The organism is Streptomyces ipomoeae 91-03, assembly GCF_000317595.1.
GTDB lineage: Bacteria > Actinomycetota > Actinomycetes > Streptomycetales > Streptomycetaceae > Streptomyces > Streptomyces ipomoeae.
Genome location: NZ_AEJC01000275.1, coordinates 1 through 14411, shown reverse-complemented (window position 1 = coordinate 14411; position 14411 = coordinate 1). Strand labels below are relative to the sequence as shown.

Genomic DNA, 14411 nt, shown 5'->3' with positions numbered 1-14411 from the left:
CACCGCCGGTCGGCCATACGGATCGCGGCCGACCGGGTGAACCTTGGAGGCGCCGGCCTCCCGGCTCGCCGACGAGTGGCGTCTTGTGGCCGAGCCGCGCGTGGGGGATCCGGCTGTCGACGCCGTCTTCGAAGCGGGCCACCGGCGGTTGACGCCGGCGCAGGCGCGGTGCGTCGCGTACGTTCCGGCTGCTCGCCACGGGCGACGGCCACACCATCGGTCCGGCCCGCGCCGCCGCCGTACTCGCCATGGACGAGGCGGCGGAGAGCCTGCTGCAGACGCTGGTGGACGCCGCGCTGCCGGATTCACCGAAGCTCCGGCCGAGGGCCGAGAGCAGAGGGCCGAGAGCCGAGGGCGAAGGCGGAGGGCAGAGGGCGAAGGCCGAGGGCGGAGAGCAGAGGTGCCTGGCCAAACCCCCGTGGCCGAGCCGAGCACCCCGCTCCACCTCACGCCGATAGGCCCTGCGGCGTTACGCCGAATAGCCCCACGCCCTCGCCAGCTCCTTCAGGCGGTCCGGGAGTTCGGCGGCGGGGTCGGCCTGACGGGCCTGTTGGATACGGCCGGACTTGATGGTGCTGGACCAGTCGCCGAGTTGGGGGCGGAAGGTGCCGTGGTCCTTGGTCCCGTAGTCGAGCATGGCGGATTCCCAGGGGATGTCGAGATGGTCGCAGATGCCCTGGGTGACCTTCTCCGGCTCGGCGGTGAGGTCCTCGTAGGTGATGACGTGGACCGGGAGGTTCTGGCGGGCCTCTTCGAGCTTCTCGCTGTAGGAGAGGACCTCGGCGCGGATCGCCTCGTGGTCGGGGTCGCTGCGGCGGCTGGTCAGGGACTGGACGACCGCGCCGGGGTGGCGGAGCAGCAGGATGTAGCGGGCGTCCGGCCAACATCGTTGCAGGCGCGGCCAGATGAGGGTGTTCGGCGGGGTCTTGTCGACGATGATCCGCTTGCCGCTGCGGCTGAGTTCGAGGTGGAGGATCCGGTCCCAGAGGACGTGCTCCAGCTCCGACTTGTCGAGTTCGAGCGCCTGCATGGCGGGCGCGGTGAAGTCGCGGGAGAGATGGACATGGACCGTGCGCAGATGCATCTCGTGCGGGGCGCGGATCTGGCTGTGGCTGTTGAGGATGACCCGCAGCAGCGTCGAACCGGAGCGCACCGAGGAGAGCACGAACACCGGCGACTCCACCAGCCGGGGCGCGCGGGGGGCCACGTACTTCGGCTCCTCGACCACCTCGGTGCGGGGCGCCGGCACAGCGTTCAGGGGCTTCCTCGGCGGGCTCACCGCCTCGACGATCAGTCTGCCGCGGCGCCTCAGCCCCTTGCCGATCGCTGACATTCGCGGGTCTCGCACGATGACACCTCACAACTCTCACTCGCGTTGTCCCGTATCACACGGTCGGCAAGCGAACCACAGGTGTCGGAGAAGCGACGAACAGGGGTCGCGGCGGATAACGCACCCGCCGCGACCTGCTGTTTTATGCCTTTCTTAATTCTTGATGGGAACGGGCGTCACCGTTCGCCCACCGCCAGTCGCAGCGTCTTCACCTCGAACGGGCGCAGTGTCAGGGGCACGCCGTTCCCGTCCGTGGCCGCCTCCGACAGCGGGCGTTCAAGCAGGTCGGTGATCTGGGCCCCGGCGAGCGGGAATCCGGTGCGGAGCACGCCCCGCGCACGGCCGCCGCGCGACTCGTAGAGGCGTACGACGACATCGCCCGAGGCGTCGTCGGCCAGTTTGACCGCCTCCACCGTCACGCCCTCGCCGTCCACGGACACCACCGGCTCCGGCGCGCCCGCCGCGTCCGCGATGCGCAGCGGCAGGTTGAGCGCGTAGCCCTCGGCGATCGCGTCGTCGATGGTCGCGCCCGGGAGGAGGGAGTACGTGAGGCGGTGCTTGCCCTGGTCGGCCTCGGGGTCCGGGATGCGTGGGGCGCGGACCAGGCTGAGGCGGACCGTGGTGGTCGTCCCTCCGTCCTCGCGGACCGTGCGGGTGACGTCGTGGCCGTAGGTGGAGTCGTTGATGACCGCCACGCCGTAGCCGGGCTCGCCCACGTGCATCCAGCGGTGGCCGGAGACCTCGAAGCGGGCCGCCTCCCAGCTGGTGTTGGTGTGGGTGGGGCGCTGGATGTGGCCGAACTGGATCTCGGCGGAGGAGTGCGGCGCGCGGATGTCGATCGGGAAGCCGGCCTTGAGGAACTTCTCGGCCTCGTGCCAGTCGATGTCCGTCTCGAAGTCGATCCGGGGGCTGCCGGCGCGCAGGGTGATCGTCTGAGTGATCCGGGAGCCCTTGCCGAAGCTCCGCTCGACGCGGATCGCACCGCGGAGGGGGTCCTCCTCCACCACCGTGACGGAGTCCGCGTCCAGCAGGTCCGTGTAGCGGTTCCTGTAGTGCTTGTCGACGTCCCAGGCGTCCCAGTAGTTGGGGAGGTCGGTGTGCAGACGGAGCAGGTTGCCCTTGTCGCCGAGGACTTCGCGGTCCGCCTTCAGGTCGCGTACGGAGGCGAGTGTGCCGTCCTCGGCGACCTCGACCCGGACCAGGCCGTTGTCGAGGACACGGCCGGAGACGGTGACGGGGTGCGGGGGCTCGATGGCGGTGAGGGGCGCGCTGCCGTTCGCGGGCACCTGTACGTATGTCAGTGCGCCCGCCGGCGTACGGACCACCTCGGCACGATCGCGCGGGCTCGTGTTGAAGACGCGGGCGTCACCCGCGCCGAGAGCCGCGACCGCCTCCGCCGTCAACTCCTCCAGTTCCTTCGCCACCCTCGCGTACTCCGCCTCCGCCTCGCGGTGCACCCAGGCGATCGACGACCCCGGCAGGATGTCGTGGAACTGGTGGAGGAGGACCGTCTTCCAGAGGCGGTCCAGCTTCTCGTGCGGATACGAGTAGTCCGGCGCGTGCAGCGCGGCCGTGGTCGCCCACAGCTCGGCCTCGCGGAGCCTGTGCTCGGAGCGCCTGTTGCCCTGCTTGGTGCGGGCCTGGGAGGTGTAGGTGGCGCGGTGGAGCTCCAGATACAGCTCGCCGTTCCAGACGGGGGCGTCCTCGTACTCGGCGCGGGCCTTGGCGAAGAACTCGTCGGGGTGTTCCACGACGACCTTCGGTGAGCCCTCCAGGTCGGCGAGGCGCCGGGCCCGTTCCATGATCTCGCGGGTGGGGCCGCCACCGCCGTCGCCCCAGCCGAAGGGGGCCAGGGAGCGGGTGCCGGCGCCCTTCTCCTGGTAGTTGCGGACGGCGCGGTCCATCTCCTCGCCGCTGAAGCGGGCGTTGTAGGTGTCGACCGGCGGGAAGTGGGTGAAGATGCGGGTGCCGTCGATGCCCTCCCACCAGAAGGTGTGGTGGGGGAACCTGTTGGTCTGGTTCCAGGAGATCTTCTGGGTGAGGAACCACTCGTTGCCGGCGAGCTTGGCGAGCTGCGGGTAGGAGGCGTTGTAGCCGAAGGAGTCCGGCAGCCAGACGCCCTTGGTCTCGATGCCGAAGTGCTCGATGAAGAACCGCTTGCCGTGGACGAGTTGGCGGGCGATGGCCTCACCGCCGGGCAGGTTGCCGTCGGACTCCACCCACATGCCGCCGACCGGTACCCATTGGCCCTTGTCGACGGCCTTCTTGATGCGCTCCCACACCTGGGGGTAGTTGTCGCGCACCCACTCGTACTGCACGGCCTGGGAGCAGGCGAAGATGAAGTCCTCGTACTCGTCGGCCAGCGAGGTCACGTTCGAGAACGTCCGGGACGTCTTGCGCTTGGTCTCGCGGATGGGCCACAGCCACGCGGAGTCGATGTGGGCGTGGCCGACGCCGGAGATGGTGTGGGCGCTGGCGTGGGCGGGCTTGGCCAGGACGGGGGCGAGGATCTCGCGGACGGCCGTGGCGCTGCCGGAGACGTCGTCGAGGTCGACGGCGTCCATGGCCCGGTCCAGGGCGTGCAGGATCTCATGGCGGCGGGGCTCGTGCTCGCCGAGGTGGACCATCAGCTCGCGCAGCACCTGGAGGTCCAGGTCGAGGTGCCAGACCTCCTCGTCGAGCACCGCGATGTCGGCGCGCCGGAACACGTACAGCGGCTTGTCGCCGGCCGTCAGGACGTCGCCCATCGGCGTGATCTTCGAGAAGTTGTCGGCGAGGATGTCGGGGTTGGAGGCCGCCTCGACCAGGTAGTCGACGGTCTCGCCGCCGCGCACGGGGTTGCCGATCGGCACGTACTGGTTGAGCGGGTTGACCGCCTTGAGCGGAGTGCCGTCGGTGAGGTGGACGAGGGCCTCGGCCTGGTTGCCGGGCCAGTCGCCGACGAAGCCGAGGTCGATGACCGCCTCCACCCGGCGGCCGGCCCACTCGGAGGGCACCTGGCCGTGCATGCGGAACCAGGTGGTGCCCCAGGGCGGGCCCCAGGGGGTGTCCATCGCGAAGGGCGTGTACGAGGCGGCGGCGGCCTCCTCGAAGGGGACGGGCTCCCCCGGCGCCTGCCAGGCCTCGACGGTGAAGGGCACGGAGGCCGCGTAGATCGCGGGCTTGATGCGCTGGGTGTGGACGCGCTCGACGCGTTCCTCGATGCGGCGGCGTTCGTCGTGCATGGCCGTGGGTCTCCTCGGTGGGGTGCGGCTTCGGACAAGCATGGGGAGGCTGCCCAGGGCAGCCCCGGGGGCTGCTTCGGATGTGCGAGGGGCGCTATCTCAGGTAGCCGAGGCCCGGGTGCACGGCCGTGTAACCCTCCACCAGGCGACGGGCCACGTTCACCGAGTCCACCAGCGGGTGCAGGGCGAACGCCTTCACCGCCGTCGCGCGGGAGCCCGACTCCGCGGTGGCCAGTACCTCGCGTTCGACGGCCTTCACCGCGCAGACCAGGCCGGTGGCGTGGTCCGGCAGCGGGTCGACGGCGACGGGGTGGGCGCCGTTGGCGTCGACCAGACAGGGGACCTCGATGACGGCCTCGGTGTCGAGGACGGAGAGCGTGCCCTTGTTGCGGACGTTGAGGATGAGGGTGGTGCGCTCGTCGCGGGCGATGGCCCGCATCAGGGCGAGGGCGACCTTCTCGTAGCCGCCGGAGAGGTCGTCGGCGTCGCGCGCGCCGGCGCCCGCGGTCTCCCGGTTCTCCGACATGTAGGTGGCCTCGCGCTCCGCGCGGGTGCGGTCCCAGGCCTTCAGGGCATGGGCGTCGGGGCGCCGCATCTCCTCGTAGAACCGGTCCTGCTGGTCCTTCAGGAAGGCGCCGCGGGTCTTGTCGGCCTCCTGGTAGGCGCGTACGGCCTCGCGGTTGAAGTAGTAGTAGTGCAGATACTCGTTGGGGATGGCGCCCAGGGACTGGAGCCAGTCCACGCCGAAGAGCTTGCCCTCCTCGAAGGAGCCGAGGAGGTCGCGGTCGGCGAGCAGGCGCGGGAGTTCGTCGCGGCCGGCGACGCGCAGACCACGGACCCAGCCGAGGTGGTTGAGGCCGACGTAGTCGATCCACGCCTCGCCGGGGTCGGTGACGCCGAGGACACGGGCGATACGGCGGCCGAGGCCGACGGGTGAGTCGCAGATGCCGATGACGCGGTCGCCGAGGTGGCGGGACATGGCCTCGGTGACCAGTCCGGCCGGGTTGGTGAAGTTGATGACCCAGGCGTCGGGGGCGAGCCGGGCCACGCGCCGGGCGATGTCGATGGCCACGGGGACGGTGCGCAGGCCGTAGGCGATGCCGCCCGCGCCGACGGTCTCCTGGCCGAGGACGCCTTCGGCGAGGGCGACGCGTTCGTCGTCGGCCCGGCCCTCCAGGCCTCCGACGCGGATCGCGGAGAAGATGAAGTCGGCGCCGGTGAGTGCCTCGTCGAGGTCGGTGGTGGCGGTCACCTCGGGGGCGTCGGGCACGTCCGCCGCCTGCTCGGCGAGGACGCGGGTGACGGCGGAGAGCCGCTCGGCGTCCAGGTCGTGCAGGACGACATGGGTGACTCTGCCCTCGGCACGGTCCCCGAGGAGCGCCCCGTACACGAGGGGCACCCGGAATCCTCCGCCGCCCAGAATCGTCAGCTTCACTCAACTACCACCTTTGCCGATTGTGCCTGTGCCGGCTTTCCCGACACGTATCAGCCCATCCGTCACGGACGCGGGTCGGGCCGTCGTTGGGGATCATGCCGCCGCCGGCGCGGTTCATGCCCGGGTACGCGGGTCACGCCTTCACGACCTCCACCCCCGCCTCCTCCAACGACGAGCAGGTCGCCCGGTCCACGGGATCGTTGGTCACCACCACGTCGAGTTCCCCGGGACCGCAGACCCGCGCCATCCCCGTGCCGGGGAACTTCGCGGAGTCGGCGAGCAGGACGACCTTGTCGCTCGCCTTGATCATCGCCCGCTTGACCGGGACCTCGACGACGGTGGTGTCCATCACCTGACCGCCCGGCCGCACCCCGCTCGTGCCGAGGAACAGCCAGTCGGCGTGCAGCTGCCGGAGGTTGTCCTCGGTGAGGAAGCCGACGAGGGAACGGTACTCACGGCGGACCATGCCGCCGAGCAGCACCAGTTCGATGCCCTCGTCGTCCGCCAGCTCCTCGTAGACCACCAGGTTGCTGGTGATCACGGTGAGCCGGCGGCCGTGCAGCTGCCGGGCGAGGCGATAGGCGGTGGTCCCGATGTCGAGCAGTACGGACTGGCCGTTGCGGACCATCGAGGCGGCCTTCGCCGCTATCGCGTCCTTCTCTGCCACCCGCACCTCGGCTACCTCGGCGAAGGGCTGGTCGCCTTCCTCCACGACCGCGCCGCCGTGCACGCGCGTGAGCAGGCCCTCCTCCTCCAGCTTGACGAGGTCACGCCGGATGGTGGCCGGGCTCACACCGAGCTGTTCGGACAGATCGGTCACGGCAGCGGGGCCGCCTGCTCGCAGGGCCCGCAGGATGAGTTGATGTCGTCTCTCTGCCAGCACGCGCTGAACAGTACTCGTCATTCCCAATCATTTCCATGCTCACTTCTGCTCGGGTATTGACCAATCTCTCGGATCAGCGCACGATTCCCCGCATCGAATTTGAAGAGTTCTGACGAGAGGTGCACGCGTGGACGACGACCGGCCCGATGTGCTGCTGACCGGGCTGCTCTTCTACGACCTCGTGCTCACGGGGCTGGGAAGGCCGCCGACACCCGGCGAGGAGATCTGGACCGACGGCATGGGCTGCGGTCCGGGCGGCATCGCCAACCTGGCGGTCGCCGCCGCCCGCTTCGGTCTGAAGACCTCCCTGGCCACGGTCTTCGGCGACGACTACTACGGCTCGTACTGCCGTGGCGTCCTCGCCGGTCAGGAGGGCGTGGACCTCTCCCTCTCGCGCACCGCGGACGGCTGGCACACCCCCGTCACCGTCTCCCTCGCCCTCCCCCACTCCCGGCCTCGCTCGAGCGGGGGGACCCCCGTCCACGACCGCGCCCTGGTCACCCACGGCCAGGAGCCGCCGTACTCGCAGGACGCGCTGATGCTCACCCCGCCCGAGGCGCGCACGGCGCTCGTGCACATCGAGGCCGAGCCCCGCGAATGGCTCGCCAAGGCCGCCGCGAACGGCACGCGCATCTACGCGGACGTCGGCTGGGACCCCACCCAGCAGTGGTCCCGCGACCTGCTCGACCAGCTCGCCCTGTGCCATGCCTTCCTCCCCAACGAGACCGAGGCGATGGCGTACACCCGTACCGACAGCGCGGTCGCCGCGCTCGGCACGCTGAGCGAGCTGGTGCCGGTGGCCGTGGTCACCCGCGGCGGCGAGGGCGCGGTCGCGGTGGACCAGACGACCGGTGAGTACGCCGAGGTCCCGGCCCTCGACGTCGATGTGCTGGACGCGACGGGCGCCGGTGACGTCTTCGGCGCGAGCTTCGTCGCCGCGTCCCTCGGCGGCTGGCCCCTGGTGGAGCGGCTGCGCTTCGCCGTGCTGGCCGCCGGGCTCTCCGTCGGCCACCACGGCGGGGCCCTGGCCGCACCGGGCTGGTACGGCGTCGACCAGTGGTGGCGTACGCTCACCGACCCCGACGTCAAGCGCGCCTACGGCTTCCTCGCCGAGCGGCTGCCGAGCGACCCGGGCCCACCGGTGCGGTACGCCCCGGTCACTCCCCCGGGCCCCACCCCCCGCTGATCCCCCGCACCCCCTGGTTGGTCCCCCCACGAGCCCCCTCGAACGTCGAAAAGACTCGTACGCACGCGTACGTCGAAAAGATCCGAAAGGCGGTGGGAGCGTTGCGGCTCTCACGAAGAGGCCTGCTGCGCGCGGGCCTGGCCGGTACGGCCGCCACGGCGCTCGGCGGCCTGGCATCCGGCTGCGCCGTTCCGTACGGCTCCTCCGGCCGGAACATGGTCCTGTGGTACTGGAGCGGCGGGCTGAGCGAGACCGTCGTGAAGAAGGCCACGGCCCGCTACGGCAGCGCCGTCGACCTCAAGCCCATCCAGATCGGCGGCTACTACCGCTCCAAGCTGATCACCACGATGACGGGGCGCTCCCATGTCCCCGACATCGCCGGTCTCAAGGGCGAGGACATGGCCTCGTACCTGCCGAACGCGGACCAGTTCGTGGATCTGCGTACGCTCGGCGCGGAGAAGCTCAAGAGCCGGTATCTGGACTGGAAGTGGCGGCAGGGCATCGCCGAGGACGGCTCGATGGTGGGATTCCCCATCGACTGCGGTCCGGTGGTGCACTACTACCAGGCCGCGGTGTACGAGAAGGCGGGACTGGCGCACGAGCCCGACGACGTGTCGCGCGAGATGGACACGTGGGAGAAGTTCTTCGCCGCCGGTGAGCAGCTGAGGAAACGGGTCCCGGGCGCGTTCCTGCTCGTCGACGTGGGCGCGGTGTTCGAGAACTCCGTCGGGCAGAGCACCAAGCGGTTCGTCGACGAGGACCGGAACTTCATCGGCGACGAGGAGCACATCCGCACCGCCTGGGACCGGGCCGTCGAGGCGAAGCGGCGCGGGCTCGTCTCCACCGTCGTCAACGGCACCCCGGACTTCAACGCGGCCACCGAGAAGGGCCTGTTGCCCACGCAGCTGGGCGCCTCGTGGGCGGCGGGCGACCTCAAGCTGGGACTGCCGAAGACCAAGGGCAGGTGGCGGGTCGCCGCGATGCCGGGCGGGGCGGCCAACAACGGCGGCTCGTTCCTGGCGATCACCAAGGCCTGCCGGGAGCCCGAGCAGGCGTTCGAGATCATCACCTGGATCCTCGACGCGGACAACCAGGCCCAGGGCTTCGTGGACGCCGGGCTCTTCCCGTCCACCCCCGCCTCGTACCAGATGAAGAAGCTGCGCGAGCCGGACCCGTTCTTCGGTGACCAGATCACGATGGACGTCTTCGGGCCGGCCGCCGAGAAGATCCCGGTCTCGTTCAACAGCCCGTACGACGTGGCGCTCGGCCAGCCGATCCAGGACGAGATCAAGAACGTCGGCGTCCTCGGCAAGGACCCGAGGAAGGCCTGGAGTGACGCCATGAGCAAGTGTCGCCGTATCGCGAAGCACCTGGGGGTGACCTACTGATGGCCGCCGTCCCCGCACTGGAGAAGCCCCCGGTCACCGTGGTCGAAGCCCCGGTCCAGGCCCCCAAGAAGGGCATCCTCAGCCACTGGCGGCTGTACGCCGCGATCTCCCCGTTCTATCTGCTCTTCCTCGCCTTCGGCCTGATACCCGTCGGCTTCTCGCTCTACGTCTCCTTCCACCGGTGGGACGGCCTCGGCTCGATGGAGTGGGCGGGGCTCTCGCAGTACCAGTACCTGCTGAGCGACAGCGACTTCTGGAGCTCGGTCGGGAACACGATCGTCATCTGGGCGCTGGCCACCTTCCCGATGATCTTCCTGGCACTGGTCACGGCCGTGATGCTCAACTCGGCGGTGCGCTTCAAGAACGTCTACCGGTTCGCGTACTTCCTGCCGAACGTGACGTCGGTGGTCGCCGTGGCGATCATCTTCGGGTCGGTGTTCTCCACCAACTTCGGGCTGGTGAACGCCCTGCTGCAGGCGGTCGGTCTCGACCAGGTGGCCTGGCTGAACACCCCGTGGGGCATCAAGGTCTCCATCGCCACCCTGATGACCTGGCAGTGGACCGGCTACAACGCGATCATCTTCCTCGCCGGGCTCCAGACGATTCCGAGCGATCTGTACGAGGCGGCGCGGATGGACGGCGCCGGGCCGCTCCAGACGTTCTTCCGGATCACGCTTCCGCTGATGCGGCCGGTGCTGCTGTTCGTGCTCGTGGTCTCCACGGTCACGGGCCTGCAGAGTTTCTCCGAGCCGCAGATCCTGCTGCAGACCACGGCGAACGAGTCGACGTTCTCGGGCGGTCCCGACCACGCCGGCCGCACGATGGTCCTCTACTTCTTCCAGCAGACCTTCGACAACAACGACTTCGGATACGGCGCCGCCGTGGCGTGGGGCATCTTCCTCGTCGTCGTCCTCTTCTCGATCATCAACTGGCGCCTGGTGCAGCGCCGGGACGAAGAATAGGAGGCCGCCACCATGGCATCCATCCAGGGCGCGGGGCGCCCCAAGGCCATCAAGGGCACCCGCGGCAGAGGCATCGCCCTGCACGCGTCCCTGATCTTCGGTGTGCTGCTGTCGGCGTTCCCCTTCTACTGGGCGATCATCATGTCGACGCACACGTCGTCGGAGATCTTCTCGTACCCGCCGAAGCTGCTGCCGGGCTCGCACTTCCTGCAGAACGCGCGCAGCCTCTTCGACAACATCGACTTCTTCGGGTCGATGCTGAACTCGCTGCTCGTCGCCGTGTCGGTGACGGTCCTCGTGCTGTTCTTCGACTCGCTGGCCGCGTTCGTCTTCGCCAAGTTCCAGTTCCCCGGACGGCGGCTGCTGTTCGCGCTGATGATGATGATCTTCATGGTGCCGGCGCAGCTCGCGGCGATCCCGCAGTTCGTGATCATGGCGAGGATCGGCTGGGTCGGTTCGATGACCGCGCTGATCGTGCCGGCGGCGGCCAACGCGTTCGGCATCTTCTGGATGCGCCAGTACATGAAGGGCGCCATCCACGACGAGCTGCTGGACGCGTCGAAGCTGGACGGCGCCGGGTTCATGCGCCAGTACTGGCACGTGGCGCTCCCGGTGGTCCGGCCGGGGCTCGCCTTCCTCGGCATCTTCACGTTCATGGGACAGTGGAACGACTACGCGTGGCCGTTGATCGTGCTGACCAACCCGGACAACGTGACGCTCCAGGTGGCGCTGTCCCAGCTCAACGGCGTGCACGGCACCACGGACTACGGGATGGTCATGACGGGCGCGCTCCTCGCGCTCATCCCGCTGCTGATCGTCTTCGCGATCGGCGCCAAGCAGATCATCGCGGACCTCGGCAAGGGGGCCATTCGCTGATGCGTCGCGATCCCCTGATCGCGCTCCGCCCCTGGGAGGCACCTGAGGTGACCTCCTGGGGGCGGTTGCCCATGAACGCGGTCGACCGTCGCGCCCGGGCGCTGTCCCTCGACGGCCGGTGGCGCTTCCAGCTGCTGCCGTCCCCCGAGCGGGAGCCGGGCCCCGCCTGGTCCTGGGCCGAGCTCCCGGGTTCGTGGGCCCTGCATGTGGCGGAGGACCCGCCGCAGTACACCAACGTCCGGATGCCATGGCCGGAGTTCCCGCCCGGCTCGCCCGCCGCGAACCCGACCGGTGTGTACGAGCGGGAGGTCGCCGTACCCGCCGACTGGGCCGGCCGCCGGATCGTGCTCCAGGTCGGCGCCGCCGAGAGCGTGCTGCTCGTCCATGTGGACGGGCAGCCGGCCGGCATCTCCAAGGACTCCCACCTCGCCGCCGAGTTCGACCTGACGGGACTCGTGCGCCCCGGCTCGCCCGCGACCGTACGGCTCACGGTCGTCAAGTGGTCCGACGCCTCGCACATCGAGGACCAGGACCAGTGGTGGCTCGGCGGCATCACCCGCTCCCTGCTGCTGTACGCCACCGATCCGCTGCATCTCGCGGACGTGACCGTGCGGGCGCGGTGCGACGGGGAGCTGCGGGTGGACTGCCGGGTGCGCTCGACCGAGGGGACGGGCGCGCTGCCCGCCGGGTGGTACGTCAGCGGGGAGCTGGACGGTCTGACGCTGGCCCAGGACACCGAGTTCGACCGGGTCAACATCGAGGACGAGCGGGTCTCCGACTTCCTCGGCGAGGCCCGGCTGGGGGCGGTCGTCCCCGAGGTGCGGCTCTGGAGCGCCGAGACGCCCGAGCTGTACGACCTCACCGTGCGGCTGCACCGCGCCGACGGCACGGTCGCCGACACCTCGCACCACCGCATCGGCTTCCGCGACGTCGAGATCCACGGCCGGGATCTGCTGATCAACGGGGAGCGCGTCCACATCCGGGGCGTGAACCGGCACGATTTCCATCCGCTGACCGGCCGTACGGTGTCGTACGAGGACATGCGCGCGGACCTGGTCACGCTGAAGCGGTTCGGCTTCAACGCGATCCGCACCTCCCACTACCCGGGCGACCCGGCCCTGTACGACCTCGCCGACGAACTGGGGTTCTACGTCGTCGACGAGGCGAACATCGAGTCGCACGACCACGCCCACGAAATCGCCGACGACCCGCGCTATCTGGGTGCCTTCGTGGACCGGGTCTCCCGTATGGCCCTGCGGGACAAGAACCATCCGTCGGTGATCATCTGGTCGCTGGGCAACGAGTCCGACTACGGCGCGAACCACGACGCGGCGGCGGGCTGGTTGCGGCGGCACGATCCAACGCGGCCGGTGCAGTACGAGGGCGCCGCGAAGCTGGACTGGGCGGCCACGGGCGACGCCTCCGACATCGCGTGCCCGATGTACGCGCCGATCGAGGACTGTGTCGCGCACGCGCTCTCCGGTGAGCAGACCCGGCCGTTGATCCAGTGCGAGTACTCGCACGCCATGGGCAACAGCAACGGCACGCTCGCCGACACGTGGGCGGCCATCGAGGCAACCCCGGGTCTTCAGGGCGGGTTCATCTGGGAGTTCTGGGACCACGGCATCCTCCAGCGTGTGAACGACGGACGACCGGCCGGGCGTGGGGGTGCCGGGCTCTATGACAACGGTGTCGCCGCACCCGGTCTGCGCTGGGCGTACGGCGGCGACTTCGGCGAGACGATCCACGACGGCGCGTTCATCGCCGACGGCGTCGTCCTCCCCGACCGCACCCCGAAGCCGGTGATGTACGAGCACCGGGAGATCGCCGCCCCGGTGCGGCTGTCCGTCGAGGGCGAGGGGACCTGGCGGGTGCTGCGGGTGCACAACAAGCAGCACTTCCGCGATCTGTCGTGGCTGGCGGCCGAGTGGGAGTTCGCGGCGGCCGACGGCGGGACCTGGACGGTTCCGGCCCGGCTGCCCGCCGTTCCGCCCGGCGGCTCGGCCGTGATCGACCGGCCCGAGGTACCGGGCGGGGCCGGCGAGATCTGGCTGACGCTGCGGGTGACGACGGCCGCCGACGCACCCTGGGCGCCGCGCGGCACCGACGTGTGCAGCCCGCAGGTGCGCTGGTACGACGCCGACGAGGGCGAGCCGGTGGTGAGCGCCGAGGACGACCGCGGTCACATCCCGCCGCCGGAGACGGACGTGGACGGACTGCTGCGGCACCCGCTGCTCACCGCCCCGCCGACGCTGAGCCTGTGGCGGGCCCCGACCGACAACGACGTCCTCGGTGGCATGGCCGAGCGCTGGCGTGAGCTGGGCCTGGAGCGGCCTGAGCGCGAGACGGTCTCCGTGGAGCGCGAGGGCTCGGCGGTGCGGGTGCGGGCACGCTGGGCGACGGGCGCGGGCCCGGTCGAGCACGAGCAGACGTTCACGGCGCTGGTGGACGGCCGGATCCTCGTCGAGGAGACGGCGGTGCTGCCCGAGGAGCTTACGGATGTGGCCCGCGTCGGCACGGTGTTCGAGACCGCCGCCGGTTTCGACCGTCTGGCCTGGTACGGCCAGGGCCCCTGGGAGAGCTATCCGGACCGTGCCGTCGGTGCGCCCGTCGGGCATCACTCGGCGCTCGTCGACGACCTGTTCACGCCGTATCTGCGCCCGCAGGAGAGCGGAGGACGGCACGGCGTACGCCACTTCACGCTGTCCGGGGACGACCACGCGCTGGCCGTACGGCTGGACCGGCCCCGGCAGGTCTCGGTCACCCGTTATCGCGCCGAGGACCTGGCGGCCGTCTCCCACCATGACGAACTGGTGCCCCGGGCGGGCTGTGTGGTGCACATCGACGCGGCACACCGAGGGCTCGGCACGGCGTCGTGCGGCCCGGACACCTCGCCCTCCTATCTGATTCCGCCCGGCGTCCACCGCTGGTCCTGGACCCTGCGCGCCCTCTGACCCCACCCCCCGCTGTTCTTCTTCCCCCCGGAACTTCCCACGGAGCACACGTGTGTACGTCGCATGAGCACGACCAGGGCGAGGCCGCCCAGGCAGACGCGGGCAGACGCCAGTTCCTGCGCGCCACCGCGCTGATGGGCGCCGCGGCCACGGCTGCCGCCGCCCTGCCGGCC

At 70.3% G+C, this 14411-nt stretch carries 9 protein-coding genes; 5 read left to right on the top strand and 4 right to left on the bottom strand.

Annotated features, from left to right (window positions below; genetic code table 11):
- Positions 1-469: 469 nt before the first annotated feature.
- The 4 genes from STRIP9103_RS18215 to STRIP9103_RS18200 all read right to left on the bottom strand — a co-directional run bounded on the left by STRIP9103_RS18215 (position 470) and on the right by STRIP9103_RS18200 (position 6872).
- Entirely contained in the window at positions 470-1348 is an 879-nt protein-coding gene (locus STRIP9103_RS18215) for a sulfotransferase family protein (protein WP_009314276.1), read from the bottom strand.
- A 158-nt stretch (positions 1349-1506) separates the two neighbouring features.
- Positions 1507-4554, bottom strand: coding sequence for an alpha-mannosidase (locus STRIP9103_RS18210; protein ID WP_009314255.1), 3048 nt, complete (start codon positions 4552-4554; stop codon positions 1507-1509).
- 94 nt (positions 4555-4648) lie between these two features.
- Positions 4649-5989 (bottom strand): 6-phospho-beta-glucosidase, encoded by a 1341-nt coding sequence (locus STRIP9103_RS18205; RefSeq protein ID WP_009314283.1) that lies wholly within the window; start codon positions 5987-5989, stop codon positions 4649-4651.
- A 133-nt stretch (positions 5990-6122) separates the two neighbouring features.
- A complete protein-coding gene (locus tag STRIP9103_RS18200; RefSeq protein ID WP_048820501.1) occupies positions 6123-6872 on the bottom strand; it encodes a DeoR/GlpR family DNA-binding transcription regulator in 750 nt (249 codons plus the stop codon).
- Positions 6873-6999: 127 nt separating this feature from the next.
- Between STRIP9103_RS18200 and STRIP9103_RS18195 the strand changes: the two genes are divergently transcribed.
- From STRIP9103_RS18195 to STRIP9103_RS18175, 5 genes are all read left to right on the top strand, one after another.
- Positions 7000-8058, top strand: a complete 1059-nt coding sequence (locus STRIP9103_RS18195) for a carbohydrate kinase family protein (protein ID WP_009314271.1) — start codon at positions 7000-7002, stop codon at positions 8056-8058.
- A gap of 101 nt (positions 8059-8159) precedes the next feature.
- Positions 8160-9446 carry an extracellular solute-binding protein gene (locus STRIP9103_RS18190; RefSeq protein WP_009314284.1) on the top strand — a complete coding sequence of 429 codons (1287 nt, stop codon included), beginning with the start codon at positions 8160-8162 and terminating at the stop codon, positions 9444-9446.
- The gene (locus tag STRIP9103_RS18185) at positions 9446-10408 is read left to right on the top strand and encodes a carbohydrate ABC transporter permease (protein WP_009314265.1); all 963 of its coding nucleotides are present in this window, start codon (positions 9446-9448) and stop codon (positions 10406-10408) included. The genes STRIP9103_RS18190 and STRIP9103_RS18185 overlap by 1 nt, the downstream gene beginning before the upstream one ends.
- A 12-nt stretch (positions 10409-10420) precedes the next feature.
- On the top strand, positions 10421-11284 hold the full coding sequence (locus STRIP9103_RS18180) for a carbohydrate ABC transporter permease (protein WP_009314253.1): 864 nt from the start codon (positions 10421-10423) through the stop codon (positions 11282-11284).
- Entirely contained in the window at positions 11284-14238 is a 2955-nt protein-coding gene (locus STRIP9103_RS18175) for a glycoside hydrolase family 2 TIM barrel-domain containing protein (protein ID WP_009314256.1), read from the top strand. Before STRIP9103_RS18180 ends, STRIP9103_RS18175 begins: the two co-directional genes overlap by 1 nt.
- The last annotated feature ends 173 nt before the right edge of the window (positions 14239-14411 follow it).